The organism is Amycolatopsis sp. NPDC051061 (assembly GCF_040682935.1).
GTDB lineage: Bacteria > Actinomycetota > Actinomycetes > Mycobacteriales > Pseudonocardiaceae > Amycolatopsis.
Map to the genome: position 1 here is coordinate 320556 of NZ_JBFBBZ010000006.1, position 19960 is coordinate 340515.

Annotated in this window: 18 protein-coding genes; 7 read left to right on the forward strand and 11 right to left on the reverse strand. The window is 72.2% G+C overall.

What is annotated here, in order from left to right; all coding sequences use genetic code 11:
* The first annotated feature begins 52 nt into the window (after nt 1-52).
* Nucleotides 53-1039: a Gfo/Idh/MocA family oxidoreductase gene (locus AB0N03_RS11320; RefSeq protein ID WP_364368909.1), complete on the forward strand. Its 987-nt coding sequence runs from the start codon at nt 53-55 to the stop codon at nt 1037-1039.
* On the opposite strand, the gene AB0N03_RS11325 is transcribed toward AB0N03_RS11320, so the two are convergent.
* Both AB0N03_RS11325 and AB0N03_RS11330 read right to left on the reverse strand, forming a co-directional pair.
* Nucleotides 1036-1179, reverse strand: a complete 144-nt coding sequence (locus tag AB0N03_RS11325) for a hypothetical protein (protein ID WP_364368912.1) — start codon at nt 1177-1179, stop codon at nt 1036-1038. The two genes, AB0N03_RS11320 and AB0N03_RS11325, sit on opposite strands and share 4 nt — an antisense overlap.
* Nucleotides 1176-1922, reverse strand: coding sequence for a glycosyl hydrolase family 8 (locus AB0N03_RS11330; protein ID WP_364368915.1), 747 nt, complete (start codon nt 1920-1922; stop codon nt 1176-1178). The genes AB0N03_RS11325 and AB0N03_RS11330 overlap by 4 nt, the downstream gene beginning before the upstream one ends.
* Before the next feature lie 88 nt (nt 1923-2010).
* On the opposite strand from AB0N03_RS11330, the gene AB0N03_RS11335 reads away from it, so the two are divergent.
* The gene (locus AB0N03_RS11335) at nt 2011-2403 is read left to right on the forward strand and encodes a TIGR03618 family F420-dependent PPOX class oxidoreductase (protein ID WP_364368918.1); all 393 of its coding nucleotides are present in this window, start codon (nt 2011-2013) and stop codon (nt 2401-2403) included.
* 45 nt (nt 2404-2448) lie between these two features.
* On the opposite strand, the gene AB0N03_RS11340 is transcribed toward AB0N03_RS11335, so the two are convergent.
* The 5 genes from AB0N03_RS11340 to AB0N03_RS11360 form a co-directional block, all read right to left on the reverse strand.
* The gene (locus AB0N03_RS11340; RefSeq protein ID WP_364368921.1) at nt 2449-2991 is read right to left on the reverse strand and encodes a TetR/AcrR family transcriptional regulator; all 543 of its coding nucleotides are present in this window, start codon (nt 2989-2991) and stop codon (nt 2449-2451) included.
* Nucleotides 2991-4523 carry a long-chain fatty acid--CoA ligase gene (locus tag AB0N03_RS11345; protein WP_364368923.1) on the reverse strand — a complete coding sequence of 511 codons (1533 nt, stop codon included), beginning with the start codon at nt 4521-4523 and terminating at the stop codon, nt 2991-2993. Before AB0N03_RS11345 ends, AB0N03_RS11340 begins: the two co-directional genes overlap by 1 nt.
* 80 nt (nt 4524-4603) lie before the next feature.
* Nucleotides 4604-5806 (reverse strand): GTPase, encoded by a 1203-nt coding sequence (locus AB0N03_RS11350; protein WP_364368926.1) that lies wholly within the window; start codon nt 5804-5806, stop codon nt 4604-4606.
* Entirely contained in the window at nt 5803-7587 is a 1785-nt protein-coding gene (locus tag AB0N03_RS11355) for a dynamin family protein (RefSeq protein ID WP_364368929.1), read from the reverse strand. The genes AB0N03_RS11350 and AB0N03_RS11355 overlap by 4 nt, the downstream gene beginning before the upstream one ends.
* Nucleotides 7588-7688: 101 nt before the next feature.
* Nucleotides 7689-8687 (reverse strand): IniB N-terminal domain-containing protein, encoded by a 999-nt coding sequence (locus AB0N03_RS11360; RefSeq protein WP_364368932.1) that lies wholly within the window; start codon nt 8685-8687, stop codon nt 7689-7691.
* 306 nt (nt 8688-8993) lie between these two features.
* On the opposite strand from AB0N03_RS11360, the gene AB0N03_RS11365 reads away from it, so the two are divergent.
* Both AB0N03_RS11365 and AB0N03_RS11370 read left to right on the forward strand, forming a co-directional pair.
* Complete coding sequence (locus AB0N03_RS11365) at nt 8994-10124, forward strand: molecular chaperone DnaK (RefSeq protein ID WP_364368935.1); 1131 nt, start codon at nt 8994-8996, stop codon at nt 10122-10124.
* Nucleotides 10121-12547: a LuxR C-terminal-related transcriptional regulator gene (locus AB0N03_RS11370; protein ID WP_364368938.1), complete on the forward strand. Its 2427-nt coding sequence runs from the start codon at nt 10121-10123 to the stop codon at nt 12545-12547. Before AB0N03_RS11365 ends, AB0N03_RS11370 begins: the two co-directional genes overlap by 4 nt.
* Before the next feature lie 12 nt (nt 12548-12559).
* On the opposite strand, the gene AB0N03_RS11375 is transcribed toward AB0N03_RS11370, so the two are convergent.
* The 4 genes from AB0N03_RS11375 to AB0N03_RS11390 form a co-directional block, all read right to left on the reverse strand.
* On the reverse strand, nt 12560-15193 hold the full coding sequence (locus AB0N03_RS11375) for a fibronectin type III domain-containing protein (protein ID WP_364368941.1): 2634 nt from the start codon (nt 15191-15193) through the stop codon (nt 12560-12562).
* A gap of 244 nt (nt 15194-15437) precedes the next feature.
* Nucleotides 15438-16181 (reverse strand): ferredoxin reductase, encoded by a 744-nt coding sequence (locus AB0N03_RS11380; protein WP_364368943.1) that lies wholly within the window; start codon nt 16179-16181, stop codon nt 15438-15440.
* Entirely contained in the window at nt 16151-16750 is a 600-nt protein-coding gene (locus AB0N03_RS11385) for a sulfite oxidase-like oxidoreductase (protein WP_364368946.1), read from the reverse strand. Before AB0N03_RS11385 ends, AB0N03_RS11380 begins: the two co-directional genes overlap by 31 nt.
* A 29-nt stretch (nt 16751-16779) precedes the next feature.
* The gene (locus tag AB0N03_RS11390; RefSeq protein ID WP_364368949.1) at nt 16780-17391 is read right to left on the reverse strand and encodes a pentapeptide repeat-containing protein; all 612 of its coding nucleotides are present in this window, start codon (nt 17389-17391) and stop codon (nt 16780-16782) included.
* 43 nt (nt 17392-17434) lie between these two features.
* Here AB0N03_RS11390 and AB0N03_RS11395 point away from each other — a divergent pair, with 43 nt between their 5' ends.
* The 3 genes from AB0N03_RS11395 to AB0N03_RS11405 all read left to right on the forward strand — a co-directional run bounded on the left by AB0N03_RS11395 (nt 17435) and on the right by AB0N03_RS11405 (nt 19859).
* On the forward strand, nt 17435-18337 hold the full coding sequence (locus AB0N03_RS11395; protein WP_364368952.1) for an ornithine cyclodeaminase family protein: 903 nt from the start codon (nt 17435-17437) through the stop codon (nt 18335-18337).
* Nucleotides 18338-18639: 302 nt separating this feature from the next.
* Nucleotides 18640-18894, forward strand: a complete 255-nt coding sequence (locus AB0N03_RS11400) for a hypothetical protein (RefSeq protein WP_364368954.1) — start codon at nt 18640-18642, stop codon at nt 18892-18894.
* 152 nt (nt 18895-19046) lie between these two features.
* A complete protein-coding gene (locus tag AB0N03_RS11405; RefSeq protein WP_364368956.1) occupies nt 19047-19859 on the forward strand; it encodes a hypothetical protein in 813 nt (270 codons plus the stop codon).
* Nucleotides 19860-19960: the final 101 nt, after the last annotated feature.

A 19960-nucleotide genomic window follows, 5' to 3' on the forward strand; every position in this document is an offset into this window, starting at 1 on the left:
GTTGAAGAGGTCAACTCACTGTTGAAATTCGTTTCGGTGCTAGCTTCGCGCCATGAGCCTGCGGATCGGCATCCTCGGGGCGGCTCGCATCGCCCCCGCTGCCCTGGTCAAGCCCGCTTCTTCCCGCCCCGAAGTGGACGTCGTCGCGGTCGCGGCACGGTCCCTCGAGCGCGCGCAAACGTTTGCGACCAAACACGGCATCCCTTCCGCCCAGGGGTCTTACGAAGCGCTTCTGGCGGATCCGGAAGTCGACGCGGTGTACAACCCGCTGCCGAACGGCCTCCACGGGCGGTGGACGCGGGCGGCGCTGGAAGCGGGCAAGCACGTGCTGTGCGAGAAGCCGTTCACGGCCAACGCGGCGGAGGCGCGGGAGATCGCTCTTCTGGCCGCCGGGTCCGATCGCGTCGTGATGGAGGCGTTCCACTACCGCTACCACCCGCTGGCGTTGCGGGTGGAGGAGATCGTCGCGTCCGGCGAGCTGGGGACGCTCGAGCGCGTGGAGACGGCGTTGTGCTTCCCGCTCCCGAAGTTCTCGGACATCCGCTACGACTACGAGCTGGCGGGCGGCGCGACGATGGACGCGGGCTGCTACGCGGTCCACATGGCGCGGACGTTCGGCGGCGGCGAGACCCCGGCGGTGGTCTCGGCTTCGGCGAAGCTGCGTTCGCCCCGGGTCGACCGGGCGATGACAGCGGAGCTTCGCTACCCCTCCGGCCACACCGGCCGGGTGACGTGCTCGATGTGGTCGTCGTCGGTGCTGAAGATCAGCGCGAAGGTGACCGGCTCGAAGGGCTCGCTCAGCGTGTTCAACCCGCTGATGCCGCAGGCTTACCACCGGTTTTCGGTGCGTGTCGGCAGCGCGCGGCGCACGGAGAAGTTCCCGCGCCGGGCGACGTATGCGTACCAGCTGGACGCGTTCGCGGCGGCAGTCCTGCGCGGCGAACCGGTGAAGACCTCGGCGGCCGACGCGGTCGAGACGATGACCGTGATCGACGAGATCTACCGTGCCGCGGGACTGCCGCCGCGCGAGCCGGCCTAGGCGGCCACGTAGTTACCGCTGAGGATCAGCAGCACCTGGACCGTGATGCCGGTCCCGTAGTAGTCCGACGCGTCCGGGGACCACGTCGAGATCGACGTCCACAGCTTGTCCAGCCACGCCTGGCTGCCCGCGTCCGTCATCGCCGCCACCGCGAACGGGGGCCGTGAAGCACGGGTGCCGGCCGCTCTCCGTCTTCGAGCCCGACAGCGAGTAGCCGCTCTGGATCTTCGCCGGGTCGCCGCCCGTCGCGGACTTGATCCACGTGGTCATCTTGCGGACCTGAGCCGTCGCCGCGCTCCCCGAAGCCGTGATCGCGTCCGCGCCCAGGCCACGGGTCGCGGCAGGCGTTCCAGCTGTACTTGCCGTCGTACTCGCCCTCGAGGAAGTCCGCCGGCGCCGGCTTGGGCGTCGAGTTCGTGGTGACCACGAAGTCCGGCAGCAGCCCGGTGTTCGGCGCGTACTGCGACTGCAGCCGGCTCACCGCGGTCTCCGACCGGGTCCGGACCTGGTCCCAGAAACTGTCGCCGGTCGCCTTCGCGAAGGCCCGCAGGTGCCCCGGCATCCAGTCCGACGAACGCGAGCTGTTCTTGTACTCCGCGTCGTTGCCCCAGTCGCCGAGCAGCGTGAACTTCGTGCTGTTGTCGATCTCGGACTTCTTGATGGCGTTGATGATCCGGACGGCTTCGGTCTTGTAGTTCACCGAGCCCGTGCTGCCCCACTTCTTGTCCGCGACGAGCAGGCCGTACGCGATTTCGAGGTCGCCGTCGGTCGCGGAGTCGCTGCCGTGGCCACCACCGCGCGGATGGTTCTCTTCATCAGTCCTCCGTGTGGACAGACATCGTTGGCTGCGGCGACGGCAATCAGAGCGTGACAGAAGGTTCAAGACCAGGTCAAGACCATTAGGAAACTTTCCTTACAATGACCGTGAGTGGTCTCACGGCCCTCCGGCCACACGGACTAGCGTGGACCGCATGAAGATCGACCGCGGCGCGGACTTCCGCGCCTTCTGGACCGAGCGCCGGCTGGCCACCCTGACGACGGTCCGGCCGGACGGCACCCCGCACGTCGTCGCGGTCGGCGTGACCGTGGACTTCGACGCGGGGCTGGCCCGCGTGATCACGTTCGACACGTCCGTCAAGGCCCGGCTGATCCGGGCCGCGGGCGCCGACGGCGTCCCGGTCGCGGTCTGCCAGCTGGAAGGCCCGAAGTGGTCCACTTTGGAGGGACGCGCGGTGCTGCGCGACGACCCGGAGTCGGTGCGCGACGCGGAAAACCGCTACGCCTCGCGCTACCGGCAGCCCAAGCCGAACCCGCAGCGGGTGGTCCTGGAGATCACGGTCAGCCGGATCCTCGGCAACGCCTGACCCCGGGTTCGTGAGTGGTCAGGGCGGTTCCAACCGCCCTGACACTCACGAAGCCCGGGCGTGCACCAGCCGCGCGTACTCCGCCAGCAGGGTCGCCAGCTCGCTGTGCTCCCCCGCCGACGCCAGCTGTTGGTGCCCCACCAGCATCGCCATGCCCAGGGACGTCAACGTCCGCGCGAGGTCGCCGTCGCCGACGATGCCCTTGACCGCGCGCCCGACCGTCCGCAGCCGCGCGGAATCGACGCGTTTCTGCGCCGCCCGCACGGTTTCGTCGTTCGCCGCCCACGCGCGGATGGCGGCCTCGGCTTCGTGCGGCAGCCCGAGCGTCAGGTCCATCAGCGCGGCGAAGTCCGCCGACGGACCGCCGCTGCCGAAGTTCCTCCTCCGCAGGATGAGCACCTGCCGGTTCTCCCAGTGGTCCAGGAGCTGCTCCACGAAGCCGGGCCAGCCGCCGAAGTGGTGGTAGAACGACCCGCTCGTCACGCCGAGGCCGCGGCACAGCCGGCCGACGTTCAGCTCGGTGAACCCGTGCTCCGCCAACACGTCCAGCGCGGCCGCGAAGTACGCCTGCCGCGTGACCGGGGGCATCAGACGTTCCGGTCCCGGTCCCGCCAATAGGGTTCGCGCAGCGAACGCTTGAGGATCTTGCCGGTGGCGTTGCGCGGTAACGCTTCCACGACGTCCACGCTGCGCGGGCACTTGTAGTGGGCCAGCCGCTCGCGGCAGAACTCCATGAGCTTGTCGGCGTCGAGGCCCTCCCCCGCGACGACGGCCTTGACCTGCTCGCCCCAGCGGTCGTCCGGCACGCCGATCACGGCCACCTCGGCCACGCCGGGGAACTCCGCGACGACGCGCTCGACCTCCGGCGAGTAGACGTTCTCGCCGCCGGTGATGATCATGTCCTTGACGCGGTCCTCGAGGAACAGGAACCCGCCGTCGTCGAGGCGTCCGACGTCTCCGGTGCGCACCCAGCCGTCCACGATGGTCTCCGCGGTCGCCTCGGGCTTGCCGAGGTAGCCGGACATCCGCTGTTCGGTGCGGATCCAGACCTCGCCGACCTCCGCGTCCTCGGCCGTCACCGGGTCGACGATCCGGATGTCCACTCCGGACAGTGCGGTGCCCGCCGACGCCAGCCGCTCGGGGCGCGAGGCGTCCCGGTGCGCCTCCGGGGTCAGGGCGGTGACCGCGCCGGACAGCTCGGTCATGCCGTAGACCTGGGCGAACCGGGTGTCCGGCCATGCGGCGAGCGCCGTGCGCAGCAACGGGAGCGGCATCGGCGACGCGCCGTAGCAGAGGTACTTCAGGCGGGAGAACGCCTTGAGCGCGGCCTCGCCGGCCTGGGCGATCCCGGCGACCACGGCGGGCACCAGGAAAGCGTGCGTGATCCCGGCCTGCAGCGCGGCGAACAGCGACGCCGCGTCCGGTTCGCGCGTCAGGTAGGACGGTTCGCCGTAGAGGAACCCGGAAACGGCGTAGCAGCTGCCACCGACGTGGAACAGCGGCATCGCGACGAGGTTGACGTCACCCGGGCCGATCGGGAACGCGGTGCCCGCGGCGAGGCCGTGCGCGATGACGCTGTGGTGCGTGAGCACCGCGCCCTTCGGGAAACCCGTGGTGCCGCTGGTGTACATGATCAGGACGCCGTCGTCCTCGTCCAGCCCGGACTCGGTGTGCGGCTCGGCACCGGCGAGAAAGGACTCGTACTCGTCGACGACCACCACGCGCTCGAGGGCCGGCAGCCGGTCGCGGATCGCGTCGAGCGCGGGAACGAGTTCCGCGCCGACGAAGACCACCTTCGCACCCGCGTCTTCGAGGACGTACGCCAGCTCGTCGCCGGAAAGCCGCCAGTTCACCACGGCGTTGGCCGCACCGATCCCGGCCGCCGCGAACGTCGTCTCCAGGCAGGCGGGGTGGTTCTTGTCGACGAACGCGACGCGGTCGCCGCGGCCCACGCCGGCCGCCGCGAGAGCGCCGGACAGCCGCCGGACGCGCGCATCGAACTCCGCCCAAGTCCACTGCCGGTCGCCGAAGATCAGCGCGGTGTCGCCAGGGCGTTCGCGCGCCCAATGCGCCAGGAGCTCGCCGAACAGCCGGACACGAGGGCGGACGTCTTCGGGCATCAGGGGGCTCCTTGGGCCGGCGCTGGACCATAGACCGGTCTATGGTGCGTCGCGGTCGCCCGTCCGTCAACCGTGCCGGATCAGGCGAACAACGCCAAGAGCCCCTCGGTCGAGCGCACCACGACGTGTGCCGCGGTGCGCTCCGCGTGCGGGCGGTCCGGACGTTCCGCCTCGTGCCGCCACCGCCGCAGCGCGTCCAGGCCCGCGTCGTAGATGTCGCCCGGGTCCGCGTCCGGTTCCAGGCCCAGGCGGTCCGCCGGGGCCGTGCCCTGCGCGCCCAGCAGCCGGACCGCCTCCTCCGCCGGCTCGCCGGACAGCGCCGTGCGGCCGCCGCGGATGTCGGCGATCAGGCGCAGCTCGCGGAAGTCGTGCGCGGCCGCCGCGAAGCGCTCGACGCGGGACACCAGCCGGTCGCCGCCCGGGCGCGGCTGGGCCGCCAGCAGGGCTTCCAAGCGGATGATCGCCGTGCGCGCCTTCAACGCCTCGGCCCGCGCCACGAAACACCCGGCGAGGGTGTCGCGCAGCTCGCCGAGCCCGCTGCGGCGGACCAGCTCCGCCGAGAGCTTGACGCGGTCGTCGCAGCCGGTGCGGATCAGCGTCAGCGCCAGCCGGACGCCGAACATCCCGAACCGCACGACCAGCGATCGCCGCGTCTCGACCGGGATCGGGCCGGGGAACGCCGGATCGGTGAACGAGTCCACCGAAAGCACGTGCCGTTCCAGCTCTTCGCGCGGCACCGCGGCGAAGGCCGCCAGGAGGTCGAACTCGTCGTCACGCAAGGACCGCCCGCCGTAGGCCAGCTGCCCGGCGACGGCGATCACGCCCAGGAAGCCCGTGCACAGCGGGTCTTCCCGCCAGGCCCGGCGCGCCAGCTGCTTCGCGGTGAGCAACGCGTCGATCCGGCCCGCGCCGACCTCGTCCGCCCGGGCCAGCACCAGCACGGAGTTGACCGCGCTCTGCCGCGCGAACGCCGAACCACCCGGCGGGCGCGCCGCCGCGAGCTCGTCCGGTTCGAGGTGGCGCACGAGCCGCACGGTCGCGTCCGGGAGGTCGTCGGCCGGGCCGGGGTCGTCCAGCAGGACGAGGTCGCGCAGCGCCCGCGTCGGCCACTCGCCCAGCGCGGCGGCGAGCGTCGTCTTGCCCGACGACGGCGCCCCGGCGAACCCGACGCGCAGCGGCTGTTCCAGCCGGTCGAGGCAGTCGTGGAGGACCGCGGAAGCACGCGGGTCGTCGCGGTAGAGCCCGGCCGCGGCGTGCAGCAGGTCGCGGACGTCCTGCGTCACGCCGAAAGCTCCCGCCGTTGCCGCCCCGCGATCGTGCCGAGCTCGCCCGCGCGCTGGTGCAGGCCGGCGAGCCGGTCGATCTCCTTGCGGATGTGCCCGGTCTTGCGCTCACGCTCGGCCGTGCCCGCCATGATCGTCTCGCGCTCGCGCGTCAGCTCGTCCGCGAGGTCCTCGGCCAGCCCGGTGAAGTGGTCGCGCAGCCGCCGCTGCACGACGCGGATCCCGTCGCGGAACTCCTTGCTGTAGCGCAGGAAGACGTCGTCGACGTGCCGTTGCGCGGCTTGCTTGGCGACGGCCTGGCGCCGCTGCAGCCGCATCCCGCCCTCGTCGCGGATCGTCTTGACCGCGAACGCCGCGCCGGCGCTGATCGACACCGGGTTGATCAGCGGCAGGCCCAGCCACGGCAGACTGGTGACCAGGCCGAACATCAGCACCCCGCCATAGGAGCCGCGCAGCCCGGTGAAGGCCTGCTGGCCGATCTTGAACTTCTCGATCTTCGGGCGCCGGACGTCGTCGAGGTTTTCGATGCCCGAGCCGTCGAGCGGCAGATCGGGCAGCGCGCGGTCGTACTGGGCGCCGAAGCACGCCGCGACCGCCTGCGCGGTCCACTGCGCCCGCTCGGCCAGCCACGCGTAGTTCGTCTCGACGGCGTCAGCCAGGGTCTCGTCCAGCCACGGCGCGAACTCGTCCCACACCTTCGCCGGGTCGCCCTCGTCGAAGGTCTGGTCGATGGTGTTGACGATCTTGCGCGTGCGCTCGCGCAGGTCGTACTCGACGTCGCCCATCAGGTCGGTGACTTCGTCGGAAAGCAGGTTCTGCCACCGGGTGTTCTGCCGCCGCAGGTCGTCGGCGCGGCGTTGCGCGCGCTGCAGCAGCGCGGCCTGCCCGAGCCCGGCGTCGTGGGCGGCTGTATCAATGCGGTCGCGCAGCGACTCGACGAGTTCCGCGGCGGCGGCGCGCACGCCGACGGCGGCGAGCAGGGCGCGGGACTGCTCGGGCGGGCGCGCGGCCTGCTCGGCGATCCACGTGAGCAGCTCGGGAAAGCCCGAACGCGCGTTGAGCTCGGCGTCCCCGGCCTTCGCGGCCGCCTGGCGCACGACGGCCGAAACCGGCAGGACGGGCGCGTCGATCCCCGCCTCGGCGAGCATCCCGCGGTTGCGCTCGGCGACCGCGCGCCACCCCGGGGCGGCGTCGATCTTGGTGAGCGCCAGCATGACGTGCGGGCACCAGGTGCGGACGTGCCGGGCCAGCGCGAGCTCGGCGGCGCTGAGCGGTGCCGTGGCGTCGGAGACGAGGATCACGGCGTCCGCTTCGGCGAGCAGGTCGAGCGCGGCGGCGGTGCGCGGCGACCGCGGGTCGCCGACCGGTGGGGTGTCCACGAGGACGAGCCCGGCGGAAAGAAGCTCGCGCGGCACGCCGACCTCGACGCGGCTGAGCGTCCCGGCGGGCCGGGCGCCGAGCTCACCGGTGAGCCGGTCGACCGCGACGGGCGTCCGTTCACGGGAGCGGCTGACCAGGGTGGCGGCGGGTTCGGGGGCGTAGCCGATTTCGGTGGGGACTTCGGGGGTCGGGGCGTCGCCGACCGCGCACACGGGCGCGTTCAGCACCGCGTTGAGCAGGTATCCCTTGCCCTGTTTGGGGAACCCGAGCACGCCGAGCCGGATCTGCCCCTCGGGGGCGTCACGACGTCTGCGGAGGCGCTCGGCGAGATCGGCGCGGCCGTGGGTGCGGCACGCGTCCAGCGTCTCGTTGAGCACTTCGAGCCAAGCCGGTGCGGTCACAGCGGTCGAGTGTCCCCGGTTTACTCCCTGTGCGCACACCGGGTGCCCGTCCCGCGGCTGCACCCAGACCGCGGGACGGGCACCGGTGACCGGTTCGGGGATCAGTGCCCGAGGTGGATGTCGTTCGACGCGATGTCACCGATGTGCAGGTTGCCCAGCGCGTTGTGGCTGACGTCCGCCACGTCGGAGACCACGTCGTGGACGGCGGTGCCGGCGCTGTTGCCGCTGGCGATGTCGCCGACCGCGCCCGCGACGTTGTGCTCGACGTTGATGCCGGTGGCGTTCGTCACGACGCTCGTGACGTCGCCGAGGCCGTGTCCGGCGACGTGGCCGCCGTGCGGGGAGGCGATGTCGCCGGCGCCGTGGAGGATGCCGGAGAAGTCGCCGATGTGCCCGGTGAGGCTGCCGACCGTGTCGCTGAGGCCGAGGCCCCCGGTGACGTCGTGGATGTCGGCGGTGACCTCGTGGACCTCCGCGTTGGCCAGGCCGACGGCCTGGTGCGTCTGGTCGACGACGCCGCCCACGGCCTGGTGGGCCTGGTCGACGGCGCCGGCGAGGACACCGTCGTTGGCGTCGGTCAGGTAGGCCGGGGCCGCGGTCAGGTTGGTCAGCGCGGCCGAGTCGAGGCCGCTCGCCAGGTCGCCACCGATGATGACGCTGGTGACGTTGCCCGCCAGGGCGGTGACGTTGCCGGCGTTGGTGATGTTGCCGACGTTGGTGATCTCGTTGATGCCCGGCAGGGTGCCAAGGCCGGGGAGCTCGCCGCCGAGGTCGCCGACGACCGGCAGCTCCGGGACGGACGGCAGGCCGAGGCCCGCGGTGAGGGCGGTGAGCTGGTCGATCGCGCCCTGGATGCCGCCGGCGTCGGTGCCGACCAGGGACAGGTCGCCGACGACGGGGAGGCTGCCGACGAGCGGGAGGCTGTCGACCGGGACGAAGTCGAGCACCAGCGGGATGACCTCGTGCACGTCGGCGGCGCTGACGTCGCCGAGACCGGCGGCAGCGAGGGCGCCCTGCGGGTCCGTCCCGAAGGCCGCCAGCGCGGTCGGGTCGTTGAGCAGGTTCAGGGCGAAATCGTGCAACGTCTGCACGGAGTCCATGGGGTTTTCTCCTGGTCCGGTGGTTCGGGGGACGGCGTCGGTCGCAAGGACCGCTGCTCTCCGTCATCAAGTTAGGGACCCGGTCCCCCCACGCACATCGGGGATCACTCCGAGTCGCAGGCGGGTCAGCCGATAGGGGATCGATATGTCATCGTTAGGGAGTTAGGGGCTCATCCGCGACGCGCTCAGTTGGGTTAAATCCCTCCAACGACTTGCTTGACTAACCCGTTTGGGTGAGGATGCCCCGAGCCCTAGGGGGGATTCCGCGCCCCCGATCGGCTCCCGCGAGGTGAGGAGGAAGCGGCGTTGTCCTACGTCCTCGGGATCGATGTGGCACAAGGGCGGACCCACGCCGCGACCTGCCGCCGCCACGGCCCCGGCTGGGGCGACCCCGAACCCCTCTGGCTGGGTGAACGGACCCCGGCCGCCGCGTCCGCGCTCTTCCTGGACGACGAGGGGTACCTGCTCACCGGCGACGCGGCCGCGCAGGCGGGCGCCCGGGTCCCGTCCCGGCTGCTCACCGGCTTCCACCGGCGGATCGGCGACGACGTACCGATGCTCGTCGAAGGCGAGCCGTTCCCGCCCGAGACGCTGACCACCGTGCTCGTCGAAGGCATCGCCGAGCACGCCGCGAACCTGTTCGGCGGCGCCCCGCGCCACCTGGTGCTGACCCACCCCGGCGACTGGGGCGGCTACCGCCGTGACGTGCTGCGCCGGGCACTGGCCGACGCCGGGTTCCCCGCGGTGACGCTGGTCCCCGGCTCGATCGCCGCGCTCGGCGCGCACCTGCCCGTCCCCGGCCCCGGCGCGACGGCCGCCGGGGTCTGCGAATTCGGCGCCGACGGCGTGAACGTCACCCTGGCCACGGCGACCGGCGCGAGCGGCTGGCAGCCGGCCGCGAGCGCCGAGGGCGTGGCCCCGGCCGCGGCCCTCAGCACGCTCTTCGCCCTCGCCGGCGCGGCGTCGACGTCCCCCAAGGGCCTGGCCGGCGTGGTGTTCTGCGGAGACGTCCCGCCGCACGCGCTGCCGGCCCGGCCGCCGTGCCCGGTGTTCGCGGGACCGGTTCCGCCCGCGACCACCGCGCTCGGCGCGGCCGCCCTCGCGGCGCTGCGCGCGGACCACCGGGGTACCCCCTACGAACCCCCCGCCGTCGAGACCACCCTGCTCCCCCAGGTGGACACGCTCGGTGACCTCGGCGAGCGGCCACCCCGGCCGCCGATCGAGATCACGCCGTTCGAGCTGCCCGAGAAGAGCAGCCCGATGAACCTGTTCCGGCGGCGGCGTCCCCTCGCCGCCGCGGTCCTCGTGCTCGCCGCGGCCCTCTCGGCCGTGGCGATCACCCTCACCGCCCGCGAAGCCACCGCCGGCCCCGACCCCTCCCCCGCCCCGAGCCACTGCGCCGGCCCCGGCGCCCCCTCCGGTGAAGGTCACTGTTGAACACTCTGCTCACGCAGGTTTCCCCGCTTCGCACCGTTCCCGTGCACCCGGCGGCGCGTCAGCTGCTCGACCAGGTCAAGGCCGATCCGGCCGCGCCGCTGCGGCTGGCCGTCGTCGCCCCCGGCGGGTACGGCAAGAGCGTGCTGCTCGCCGCGCTCGACCGCTGCTTCCGCGCGGCCGGCGTCGAGGCGCTGCTCGTCGACGACGCCGACCGGCTGGGCGCCGACCAGCTCGAGGAGCTGCTCACCGGCGCGGACGGGCCGATCGTCGTCGCGCACCGGCCGGCCGCGGTGGCGTCGGGCTGGACGCTGCTGCAGCTCGGCCCGCTCGGCGTCGGGGACATCGCGCGGCTGATCTCGGCGGTGACGGGTTCGGCCGCCGATCCCGCGGCGGCGGCCGAGCTGCACGCGCGCAGCGGCGGGGTGCCGCGGCTGGCCGAGCGCGAGCTGCTCGGGCGGCTGGAGGAGTTCCGGCCGGAGCTGGACGAGCTCGACGACGACGTCCTGCGCTACCTGATCGCGGCCGAAGCCGGGGCGGGGCGCAACCTCGACCTGCTGTGCGCGCTGCTGGACCGCGAACCCGACCAGCTCCCCGCGATCGTCGACGCGGCCCGCGCGACCGGGCTGCTCGGCCCGGACGACACGCTGCTCCCGCTGGCCGCGGCCGCCGTCCGCGACTTCGGGCCGCCCGCGCGCCGGCTGACGACGGTGCAGCGGCTCGTCGAGCTGCAGCTGGCGAACGGCCTCCCGGTACTGGACCTGGCCCGCTCCCTGCTCGGCACGGGGAGCTCGGGCGCGTCCGCCGCGGCCGCGTTCGCCGCCGCGGCCGCGGAAGCGTTGCCGGCCGACGCGCGGCTCGCGACCCGCCTGTTCGAAGCCGCCGCCGAAGCGGGCGAACGGGCCCCGGCCGTCACGGCGGGCTGGGCGCGCGCGGCAGCGTTGTCGGGCGACCTCGACACGGCGTTGCGCCTCGGCGACGGGATGCTCGGCGCGGCGGACGCGGAGACCCGCGCGGCCGGGGCGGCGATCGCGGCCACCGTGCTGGCGCACCGCGGTGAGCTGGCCCGCAGCGCGGAGCTGTACCACTGGGCTTCGCGCAGCGCCGCCGGAACCGAGGCCGGCGGGACGGGTGCCGGCAACTGGCCGGGGGCCGACGCGTTCGCGGCGATCGCGCTCGTCGGCACCGGTGACGCCGACGGCGCCCGGCGCCTCCTCGACTCCCCGGCGCCCGGCGTCGCGCCGACGTTGTTCGCCGGCGCCGCCACCCGGATGGCCCGCGGCATCGCCGATTCGGTGTCCGGCTGCGCGACGGAGACGTTGTCGACGCTGCTCGGCGCGGCGGCGATGCTGGAGCCGGCGCTGGGCGGCACGCTGCTGCCGGACAGCCCGGCGGCGCTGTCCGCGCTCGCCGCGCTGCACACCGGGGAGCTGGCGCTGGCGGAGCCGGTGCTGACCCGGGCGCTCGACGGCGGCATCGGCGGCGACCTGCTTTCGGTGCGGCACCGCCTGCTCCTGGGCTGGGTCGCGATGACGGTCGGCGACCTCGCGACGGCGGCCGAACACCACGACGCCGTCGCCGGCCGCACGCTGGAGGCCCGCGACGAGCTGTTCTTCGCGACGCTGGAGCTCGGCTTGGCGCGCCGGGCCAGTGATCTGGTGGGGCTGCAGCGGTCGTGGCACCGCGCCTACCAGGCGTCGATGCGCCAGCAGACGGACCTGTTCACGCTGCTGCCCCTGGGCGAGCTGGCGATCGCGGCGGCCCGCACGGGCGCGTACGCGAAGATTTCGGGCCAGCTGGAACGCGCCCACAGCCTCTTGGCCCGGCTGGACGAGCCTCCACTGTGGACAGTCTCCCTGGTGTGGCACGAACTGCACGCGGCGATCACGCTGGAAGACGCGGACGCGGCGAAGGCGCACCTGGCGACGTTGGCCACGCACGCCCATTGCGGCCGCTACCCGAGCGCGCTGGCGACGGCGGCCCGGTGCTGGCTGTCGGTCCTCGGCGGCACGTTCGACCCGGACACGATCACCGCGGCGGCGGCCGAGATGCACGACCTGGGCCTTCGCTGGGATGCGGCCCGCCTGGCCGGCCAGGCGGCGATCCGCACGTCCGACCGCAAGGCGATGGTCCGGCTCCTGGAGGCGGCCCGCCAGTTCCAGGGAACGGCGGCCCGCCGGGAGCCGGGAACATCGGAGCCCGCGGCGGCCGGGACCGGGTTGGCGGCACTGAGCGAGCGGGAGCTCGAGGTGGCCCGGCTGGTGGTGGAGGGGCTGACGTACAAGCAGGCGGGGTCGAAGCTGTTCATCTCGGGGAAGACCGTCGAGCACCACATGGCCCGCATCCGGGGGAAGCTCGGAGCGGCGGACCGGCGGGAACTGCTCGCGACCTTGCGAGAGCTGCTTTCCCGCCCGGACACCCCCTGACCCCGCCCGCGGTCAGGCCGCGGTCGTCGCCGTGAACGACGCCGCCGGGCCCGTTCCCGTCGCCGTCACGGCCGCGACCGTGAACGTGTACGCCGTCGCGGGCTTCAGGTCGTCCACCACCCGCGTCATGCCCTTGATCGTCGGCTGGGTGACCAGGGCGTCGCGGCCCTCCACCGTGATCGTGCGGCCGTCGGACACCGTGATCACGTAGCCCAGCACCGGGGTGTCCCCCGTCACCGCCGGCGGGTTCCAGCGGATCGAGGCCGCCGTCGCGCTCGGCAGCGCCTTCGCGCTCGTCGGGACGCCTGGCGGCACGGCCGGCTTCGGGCCGGGTGTCACCGGGGCCGCGGCCAGGGACGGCGCGCTCGTGCCGTAGGCGTTGCGCGCCGAAACCGTCACGGTGTACGCCGTCCCGTCCGTCAGGCCCGGGACTTCCGCGTACGCGCGCTTCGCGAAGTCGGCCGCGGACACCGTCGCCGACTTCGCGCGGCCGCCACCCGTCGCCGTCACCACGTAGTCCGTCACCGGCGCGTTGTTGAACGCGTACGTCGGGTTCCACGTCGCGTACAGCTTTCCCGACACCGCGAACGTGCCGACCCGCGACGGCGCTTCGGGCGGCGCCGCGCCGCCGACCCGGCGCGTGAGCAGGCCGCGGTAGGCCGGTTCGAGGCCCGCGTTCGCGACGACCGCCGCCGGGGCGTCGGCCGGGCTCCCTAGGAGCTTGTTGCCGCGCAGGATCGCGCCCTTGTCGACCTTGTCGCGGTCGCCCTGCTCCCAGTAGTTGTCCTCGGTCAGCGTCGGGTCGTTGTTGCCGAGGCCGTCGCGGTAGTCGACGTGCACCGTGCCGACGTTGGCGTACGCCATGCGGTACAGGACGTTGCCGCGGACCGTCTCGTACGTGTTGCCGTTGTCGGTGTAGACGCCCTTGCCCAGCCCCCACTGGTCGTGCACCACGTTGCCGGTGACCTTCTCGCCGTCGTCGAGGGAGCTGCCGGTGATGCCCTGGGTGTAGATGCCGCCACCGTCGTCCAGCATCAGCATGTAGTCGAAGATCAGGTTGTCCGACACGGCGTTGTCGTGCGACAGGTTCGGCGTCGCCGGGCTCTTGATCTTGTCCGGCCAGCCGCCCCAACCGACCGAGACCGCAGAATAGCCGACGTGGTCGATCTGGTTGTGGGCGATGGTGTTCCGCACGGTGTAGCCGTTGACGATCGGGACGCCGCCGTGGAACTCGCGGGGCAGGCCGTAGAGGTGGTTGTCGGTCAGCGCGACGTCGCGCACGACGTCGGCATCGGTGTCCGTGACCGGCTTGTCGACGCCGCCGACCTGCACGCCGTTGCCCGAGATGTCGGTGAAGACGTCGTCGCGGACCTGGGACTCCTTGGTGCCGTCGACGAGGTCGAGCCCGGCGCCGCCGAGGTGGGCGAACACGCTGTCGGCGAACTCGACGCGCCGGCCGTGGGACACGGAGACGTTCCCGGGTTCGCGCGTCCACGAGGCGTACGGGCAGGTGCCGCCGGGCACGAACTGGCAGAGTCCTTGGACGGCCCAGCCGTCGGAGCCGGTGATCGTGTACCCGGCCTGGATTTCGGAGAAGCCCTCCGGCGACGACGGCCGGAGCCACGTCGCGTACGAGTAGCGCAACCCGCGGAAGGCGATGTCGTGGATCGGCGCTTCGGCCGTACCCCGCGCGTCGACGAGCTGTTCCAGCACCGGCATCTCGACGTCGGCGCGGCGCAGGTCCTGGCCCGTTGCCGGCCGGTAGTAGACGAGGTGAGCGGGCCGGTCGAGGTACCACTCACCCGGGTCGTCGAGCAGCTCGAAAGCGTTTTCCGCGTAGGACGGGTGCCGGCCGTTGGTGAGGTCCGCCGGGCCGACCATGTTCACGCTGCGGCCGGGGATGTCCGGGAACAGGACGCGTTTCGTCGAGTTGTCCCAGCACGGCTGGGCCATGGTGATCGTCGTGCCCTGGGCGGCGGCGAGCGGGCAGCGCGGCTCGGTCCACTGGCCGAGGCCGTCCCGCTGGATGTTCCAGAGCGCTTCGCCCGCGGTGTAGACGAACTCGATGTCCTTCGGGTTGCGCCAGTGCGCCAGGGTGTCCGCGCTCGCGGTGTACCCGGTGCCGGTGGCCTTGACGGTCACGGGCAGCGGGCCGCGGGCGCGTTGCTCGCGGACACCGTCGACGTAGAGCTGCCGGGTGTCGTTCAGCCCGGCGGGCGCACCCGCGGCGAACAACCCGGGGCGGCCCGGGACCGGCCGCCAGCCGGTGACGCGCACTCCGCCGTTCAGCTCGGTGTCCCCGCCGCCCTGCCAGATCACGCGGTGGCCGTTGCCACCGGAGTCCCGGGCGTCGAGGCGCAGCGGCCGCGCCAACCGGAAGACACCGGAGGCGAGGTGCACGGTGAGGTCCCGCGTGAGGTGCGGCGCCCGTTGGCGCACGAGGTCGCGCGCCTTGTCCAGGGTCCGGACGGGCTGCCGCGCGGTACCGGGCGCACGGTCGGAGCCGGCGGGTGACACGTAGACGTCGCGGCTCGCGGAGCCAGGATCCGCGGCCGCCACCGGCCCGGTCGCGGCGAGCAGGGCGCCCGCCCCCAGGAGAACGGTCGCCACGCTGCGGCGCCGCTTCGAGCCCCACTTGGTCAGCATGGAGAGAAACATAGGATCTCTGCGCGACGGTGTCGATAAATTCCCGCTCACCGGGGCGCACTGTCACCTAATCATCGGATGGGTGTCGGGCGAACGGCGGTATCGGCGCCCTGAGAGCAGCCCCCACCCTCTCCGGGGGACCGGCCCCGCTTCCAGCGTACTGGGGGTGTCCGACGGGAACGGAAAATGAGCGCCGGCGGGAGCGAGTTGTCCACATCACGGCCGGGTTGTGGACTGCTGTGAGTCAGTCGCGGCTGGGGCCGAATCTCTCCGTGCGGATGCGGTGGGGGTCGTGGCCCAGGGCGACCAGGATGTCCGCCGCCGTCTCGACGAAACCCGTGGGACCGCAGATGAAGCAGGACGCGCCGAACTCGGCCGGCCAGCCCGCTGTGTTGAGCGTGGCCACGTCGATGCGTCGCGGGATTCCCGGGCGGCCTTCGGGCTGCTCGCGCGTGTACACGTACGTGATGTCCAGCCCCGCCACCGGTGCGCGCAGCTCGTCCGCGTAGTACAGCTCGGCCGGGGTTCGCAGTGAGTAGATCAGCTTGAACGGCGTGCGGACGCCCGCCGCCCGGCGGGCGCGGATCATCGCCATCAGGGGCACGATGCCCGAGCCGCCCGCGATCAGGAGGACCGGTGCCGGGTCCGCCGGACGCCAGACGAACCAGCCGCCGACCGGGCCGCGGATCTCCACCGGGTCACCGATCGCGTACGGGCCGGCCAGGTGCTCGGACACCTCGCCGTCGGCGACGCGCTGGACCGTCAGCTCGACACGGTCGCCGTCGGCGGGCGCGGCGAGCGAATAGCTGCGCTGCGCCCGGTAGCCGTCGGCCGCGGTGAGGCGGACGTCGACGTGCTGGCCCGCCAGGTGCCCCGGCCAGCCGGGCAGGTCGAAGACCAGCGTGCGGGCCGTCGGGGTCTCGTCGCGGAATTCGGCCAAGCGGGCGACCCGCCAGGCTAGTCGCCCTGATACCGCTGTTCGCGCCATGGATCCCCGTAGTCGTGGTAGCCGACGTTCTCCCAGAAGCCGGGCTCGTCCCGGGTCTTGAGCTCGAGGCCGCGCACCCACTTCGCGGACTTCCAGAAGTACAGGTGCGGCACGAGCAGCCGCGCCGGGCCGCCGTGTTCCGGGGTGAGCGGCTTGCCGCCGTACTCGTAGGCGATCCACGCCTGACCGTCGAGCAGGTCGGCGAGCGGCAGGTTCGTGGTGTAGCCGCCGTAGGAGTGCACCATGACGTAATCGGCGGCGGTGTCGAGCCCACCGACCAGCGTGTCGACCGAGACGCCGCGCCAGCGGGTGTCCAGTTTGGACCACTGGGTGACGCAGTGGATGTCCACTGTGGGCTTCTCGCTCGGCAGGGCCATCAGCTCGGCCCAGCTCCAGGCGTGCTTCTCGCCGGTCTCGGTGGTGACCGTGAACTCCCACGTCTCGGTGCGCACGCGCGGGGTCGGGCCGGCCGACAGCACGGGGAAGTCTTCGGCCAGGTACTGCCCGGGTGGCAGGCGCGGGTTGCCGCTGCGGGCCCGGCCGCGGAACCCCGGTGTCACGACGCCCATCGCGGCCCTCCTTCCCGGTCGGGCCGAGCCTACGCCCGGACGCGCAGCCCGAGCGACGTGACGAGCACCGCAGCCTGTTCGGGTGACACGATCGCGCCCGCCAGCTCGGCGTTCACCGGGTCGAGCGCCGACAGGTCGCTGCCGCGCAGGTCGGCGCGGAGCAGCTTGACCGCGTGCAGCGCCGCCCCCGACAGGTCGACGTCGGCGAATACGGCGTCGGCGCAGTTCGCTCCGGTGAGGTCGGCCTCGCGCATCCGCACCCCGTGGAAGGCGACCGACCGCAGGTCGGCGCCGGCCAGCCCGGCGAACGACCAGTCGCCGCCGGTGACCCGCAGCGGGCGCAGCTCGCACTCGCTGAACGTCGCTCCGACGAGCTTGCACCCGGTGAACTCGGCGTCGAAGAAGTTGCAGCGCTTGAAGGCGCAGCCGGTGAACGCCGAGTCCGTGTGCCGGGACGCGTTGAAGCGCACGTTGCCGAACACGCAGTCGGTGAAGACCGAGTTCCGCGTGTGCGCCTCCGAGAAGTCGACCTCGTGGAACTGGCACCGCACGTAGTGCCGTCCGGTGATCTCCTCCCCGTACCAGTCGTCGCGGGCGAACCGCTGTTCCTCGACGGGTGGATCTTGCGTGGCATCGGGCACCCCGTCAGGCTAGCGGCAGTTTCCGACTCCGAAGGGACCGCGCATGCTCGATGCTCACGCCGTCCGGGCGGCCGTGCCGATGACCGCCGCCGTCGACGCGGTGCGAGACGCGTTCCTCGACCTCGCCGCCGGCCGTTTCGTGGTGCCGCAACGGTTGTCCTTCGGCGGCGGCACGACGCTGGTGATGAGCGCCTGCCACACGCCGACGTCGACGACGGTGGTGAAGACGCTCAGCCTGGTCGCCGGCCGCACGCCGATGATCCTCGGGACGCTGGTGTGGAACACCGCCGCGGGCCAGGTGGTCGCCGACGCGATCGAGGTGACGACGCTGCGCACGGGCGCGGCGTCCGGCGTCGCGACGGACCTGCTCGCGCCGGCCTCCGCCGACTGCCTGGCGCTCCTCGGCACCGGCGCGCAGGCCGCCGATCAGGTGCGAGCGGTGACGGCGGTGCGGCCGGTTCGCCGGCTGGCGGTGTTCGGACGGGATCCGTCGCGTGCTCACGTCTTCGCGGACCGGCTACGGGCCGAGTTCCCGGACATCGTGACGCGGGTTGCCGCTTCGGCCGCTGACGCGGTTTCGGATGCGGAGATCGTTTGTTGTGCTACTTCGTCTTCGACTCCCCTGTTCGATGTGGACGACTTGCCTGAGCGGGTTCACGTCAATGCGATCGGGTCCTACCTGCCTTCCATGCGGGAGCTTCCGGCCGAGCTGCTCGGTACTGCCGAGTGCGTCGTGGTGGATCAGGTCGAGGCCGTGCTCGAGGAAGCCGGTGAGGTGATCCACGCGGTGGAGAGCGGATTGGTGAAGCGCTCCTCGTTGGTCGAGCTCGGCGATGCGCTGGGTGCGCCGCCGGCGGTGAATGGGCGGACGGTGTTCAAGTCGGTGGGTCTCGCGGTGCAGGACTGGGCCATCGCTCGGCTGCTGGGCGATGCCGGACTGCGCTGACGGTCGCGACCTCCGAGCCCGGACTCTCGTGATCGAGGACGGGACCCGCGTGATTGAAGCCGGAACTCGCGTGATTGAAGCCGGAACCGGCGTGACGGACGGGCATCACCCGTGACGGGGAGGGCATCACGCGTGACTGGGACGGCATTTGGGGGCGACTGAGCGTGCCGGAGGCACAGCGGAGAGCAACAGGGAGCGGCCGAACGGCGCAATTTTGGGGTTGGAGCGTTTGATCGGTCACCCATTCCGGGAATTTTCCGGACATGTCTCCTTGGCGAACCACCACCAGTCGGAACACGGCCGTGCGGGTCATCACGGCGATCGGCGCGATCTTCGCGGGGATCGAAGTCCTTTACATGATCATGGTGCTCGCCGGCGCCAATGCCGGCAACGCATTCTTCATCTTCATCAAGTCGTTGGCGGTCCCTCTCGCGTTGTTCTGGCCGGGGCTGTTCAACGTGGACAACCCCAGCCTCCAAGTCATCCTCGACTTCGGCTTGGCCGCGGTGTTCTGGCTGGTCATCACCGGCATCATCGCCCGGTTCGCGAGCCGGTGACCGGCGGGCGACACCGCCCTCCGAACTGCCACCTGTCGTCACCGCCCCCTCCGGTGGCGGCAGGTGGCTCTCGATCGGCAGCCGGGTGAGAAGCGCCGCTTTCGCGTGACCTGCTGGCGGCAGACCTCCTCTTCTTCCGCGACACTGGACGGATGAGTGACGGCAGGTGGTTCGACGGCTGGTCGCCCTGGCCAGAACTGGCCGGGCTGGCCGCGGCCGGGCGTTCCCTGCTCCCGAACGTCCCGGTCACGCCGGCTGCCTTGGTGCGCACCGTCACCGAGCAGCTCGTCGGGCGCAGGCTGACCGCCAAGGTCGACGGGCGCGATGTCGGCCTGACTCTCGCCGAGCTCGACTACCCGGCCGACAGCCTCCGCCTGGCCACCGGCCGCGTCGGCGACGTCCGGATCGTCGCCGAGGACGTCGACTGGCCCGAAGGCGACGGCGGCAGCATTCCGCTGCGCCGGGTCACCGTGCTCGCCGAAGACGTCCGCCTCCGCTCGCTGCCCACGCCGGCCGCCAAGCCGGCCCGCGTCGAACTGCGGATCGCCGTGTCCGCGGACGTGCTCCGGGAAAGGGTGGCGAAGGTCCGGCCCGGGATCGTGGCCGCCCCGGCGGACAGCGGGCTGCTCCAGATCCACTGGGCCAAGAAGCCGCACTGGGGCCACCTGACCCTCGAAGCCCAAGTGGAAGACGACGCCGTCGTGCTCGTACCCCGCACTCTCCACATCGGACAGCGCACTCTCCGCCCACCGAAGCGCTTCCAGCCCATCGTGCTGCCCCTGCCGGAACTTCCGCCGGGGACAAAGCTGACCAAGGTGGAACCGCGGCACGACGAACTCGTGCTGCACACCGTGGCCGAAGAGTGGCCGGAACGGCTTTCCCGCATTCCTCTCGCCGACCTGTTGAGCTGGTTGACCACCGCAGCGGTGACCCTGACATTGCCGAAACTCGGTTCGCGTCCATGAATTCAAGTAACTGTTCAGGGCATTTCGGTGTTCGTTGGCAGCCAGGGGTTTCCGGTGATGGCGTCGCGTAGCGCGGTGATGATGTGGAGGCCGTTCTTGCG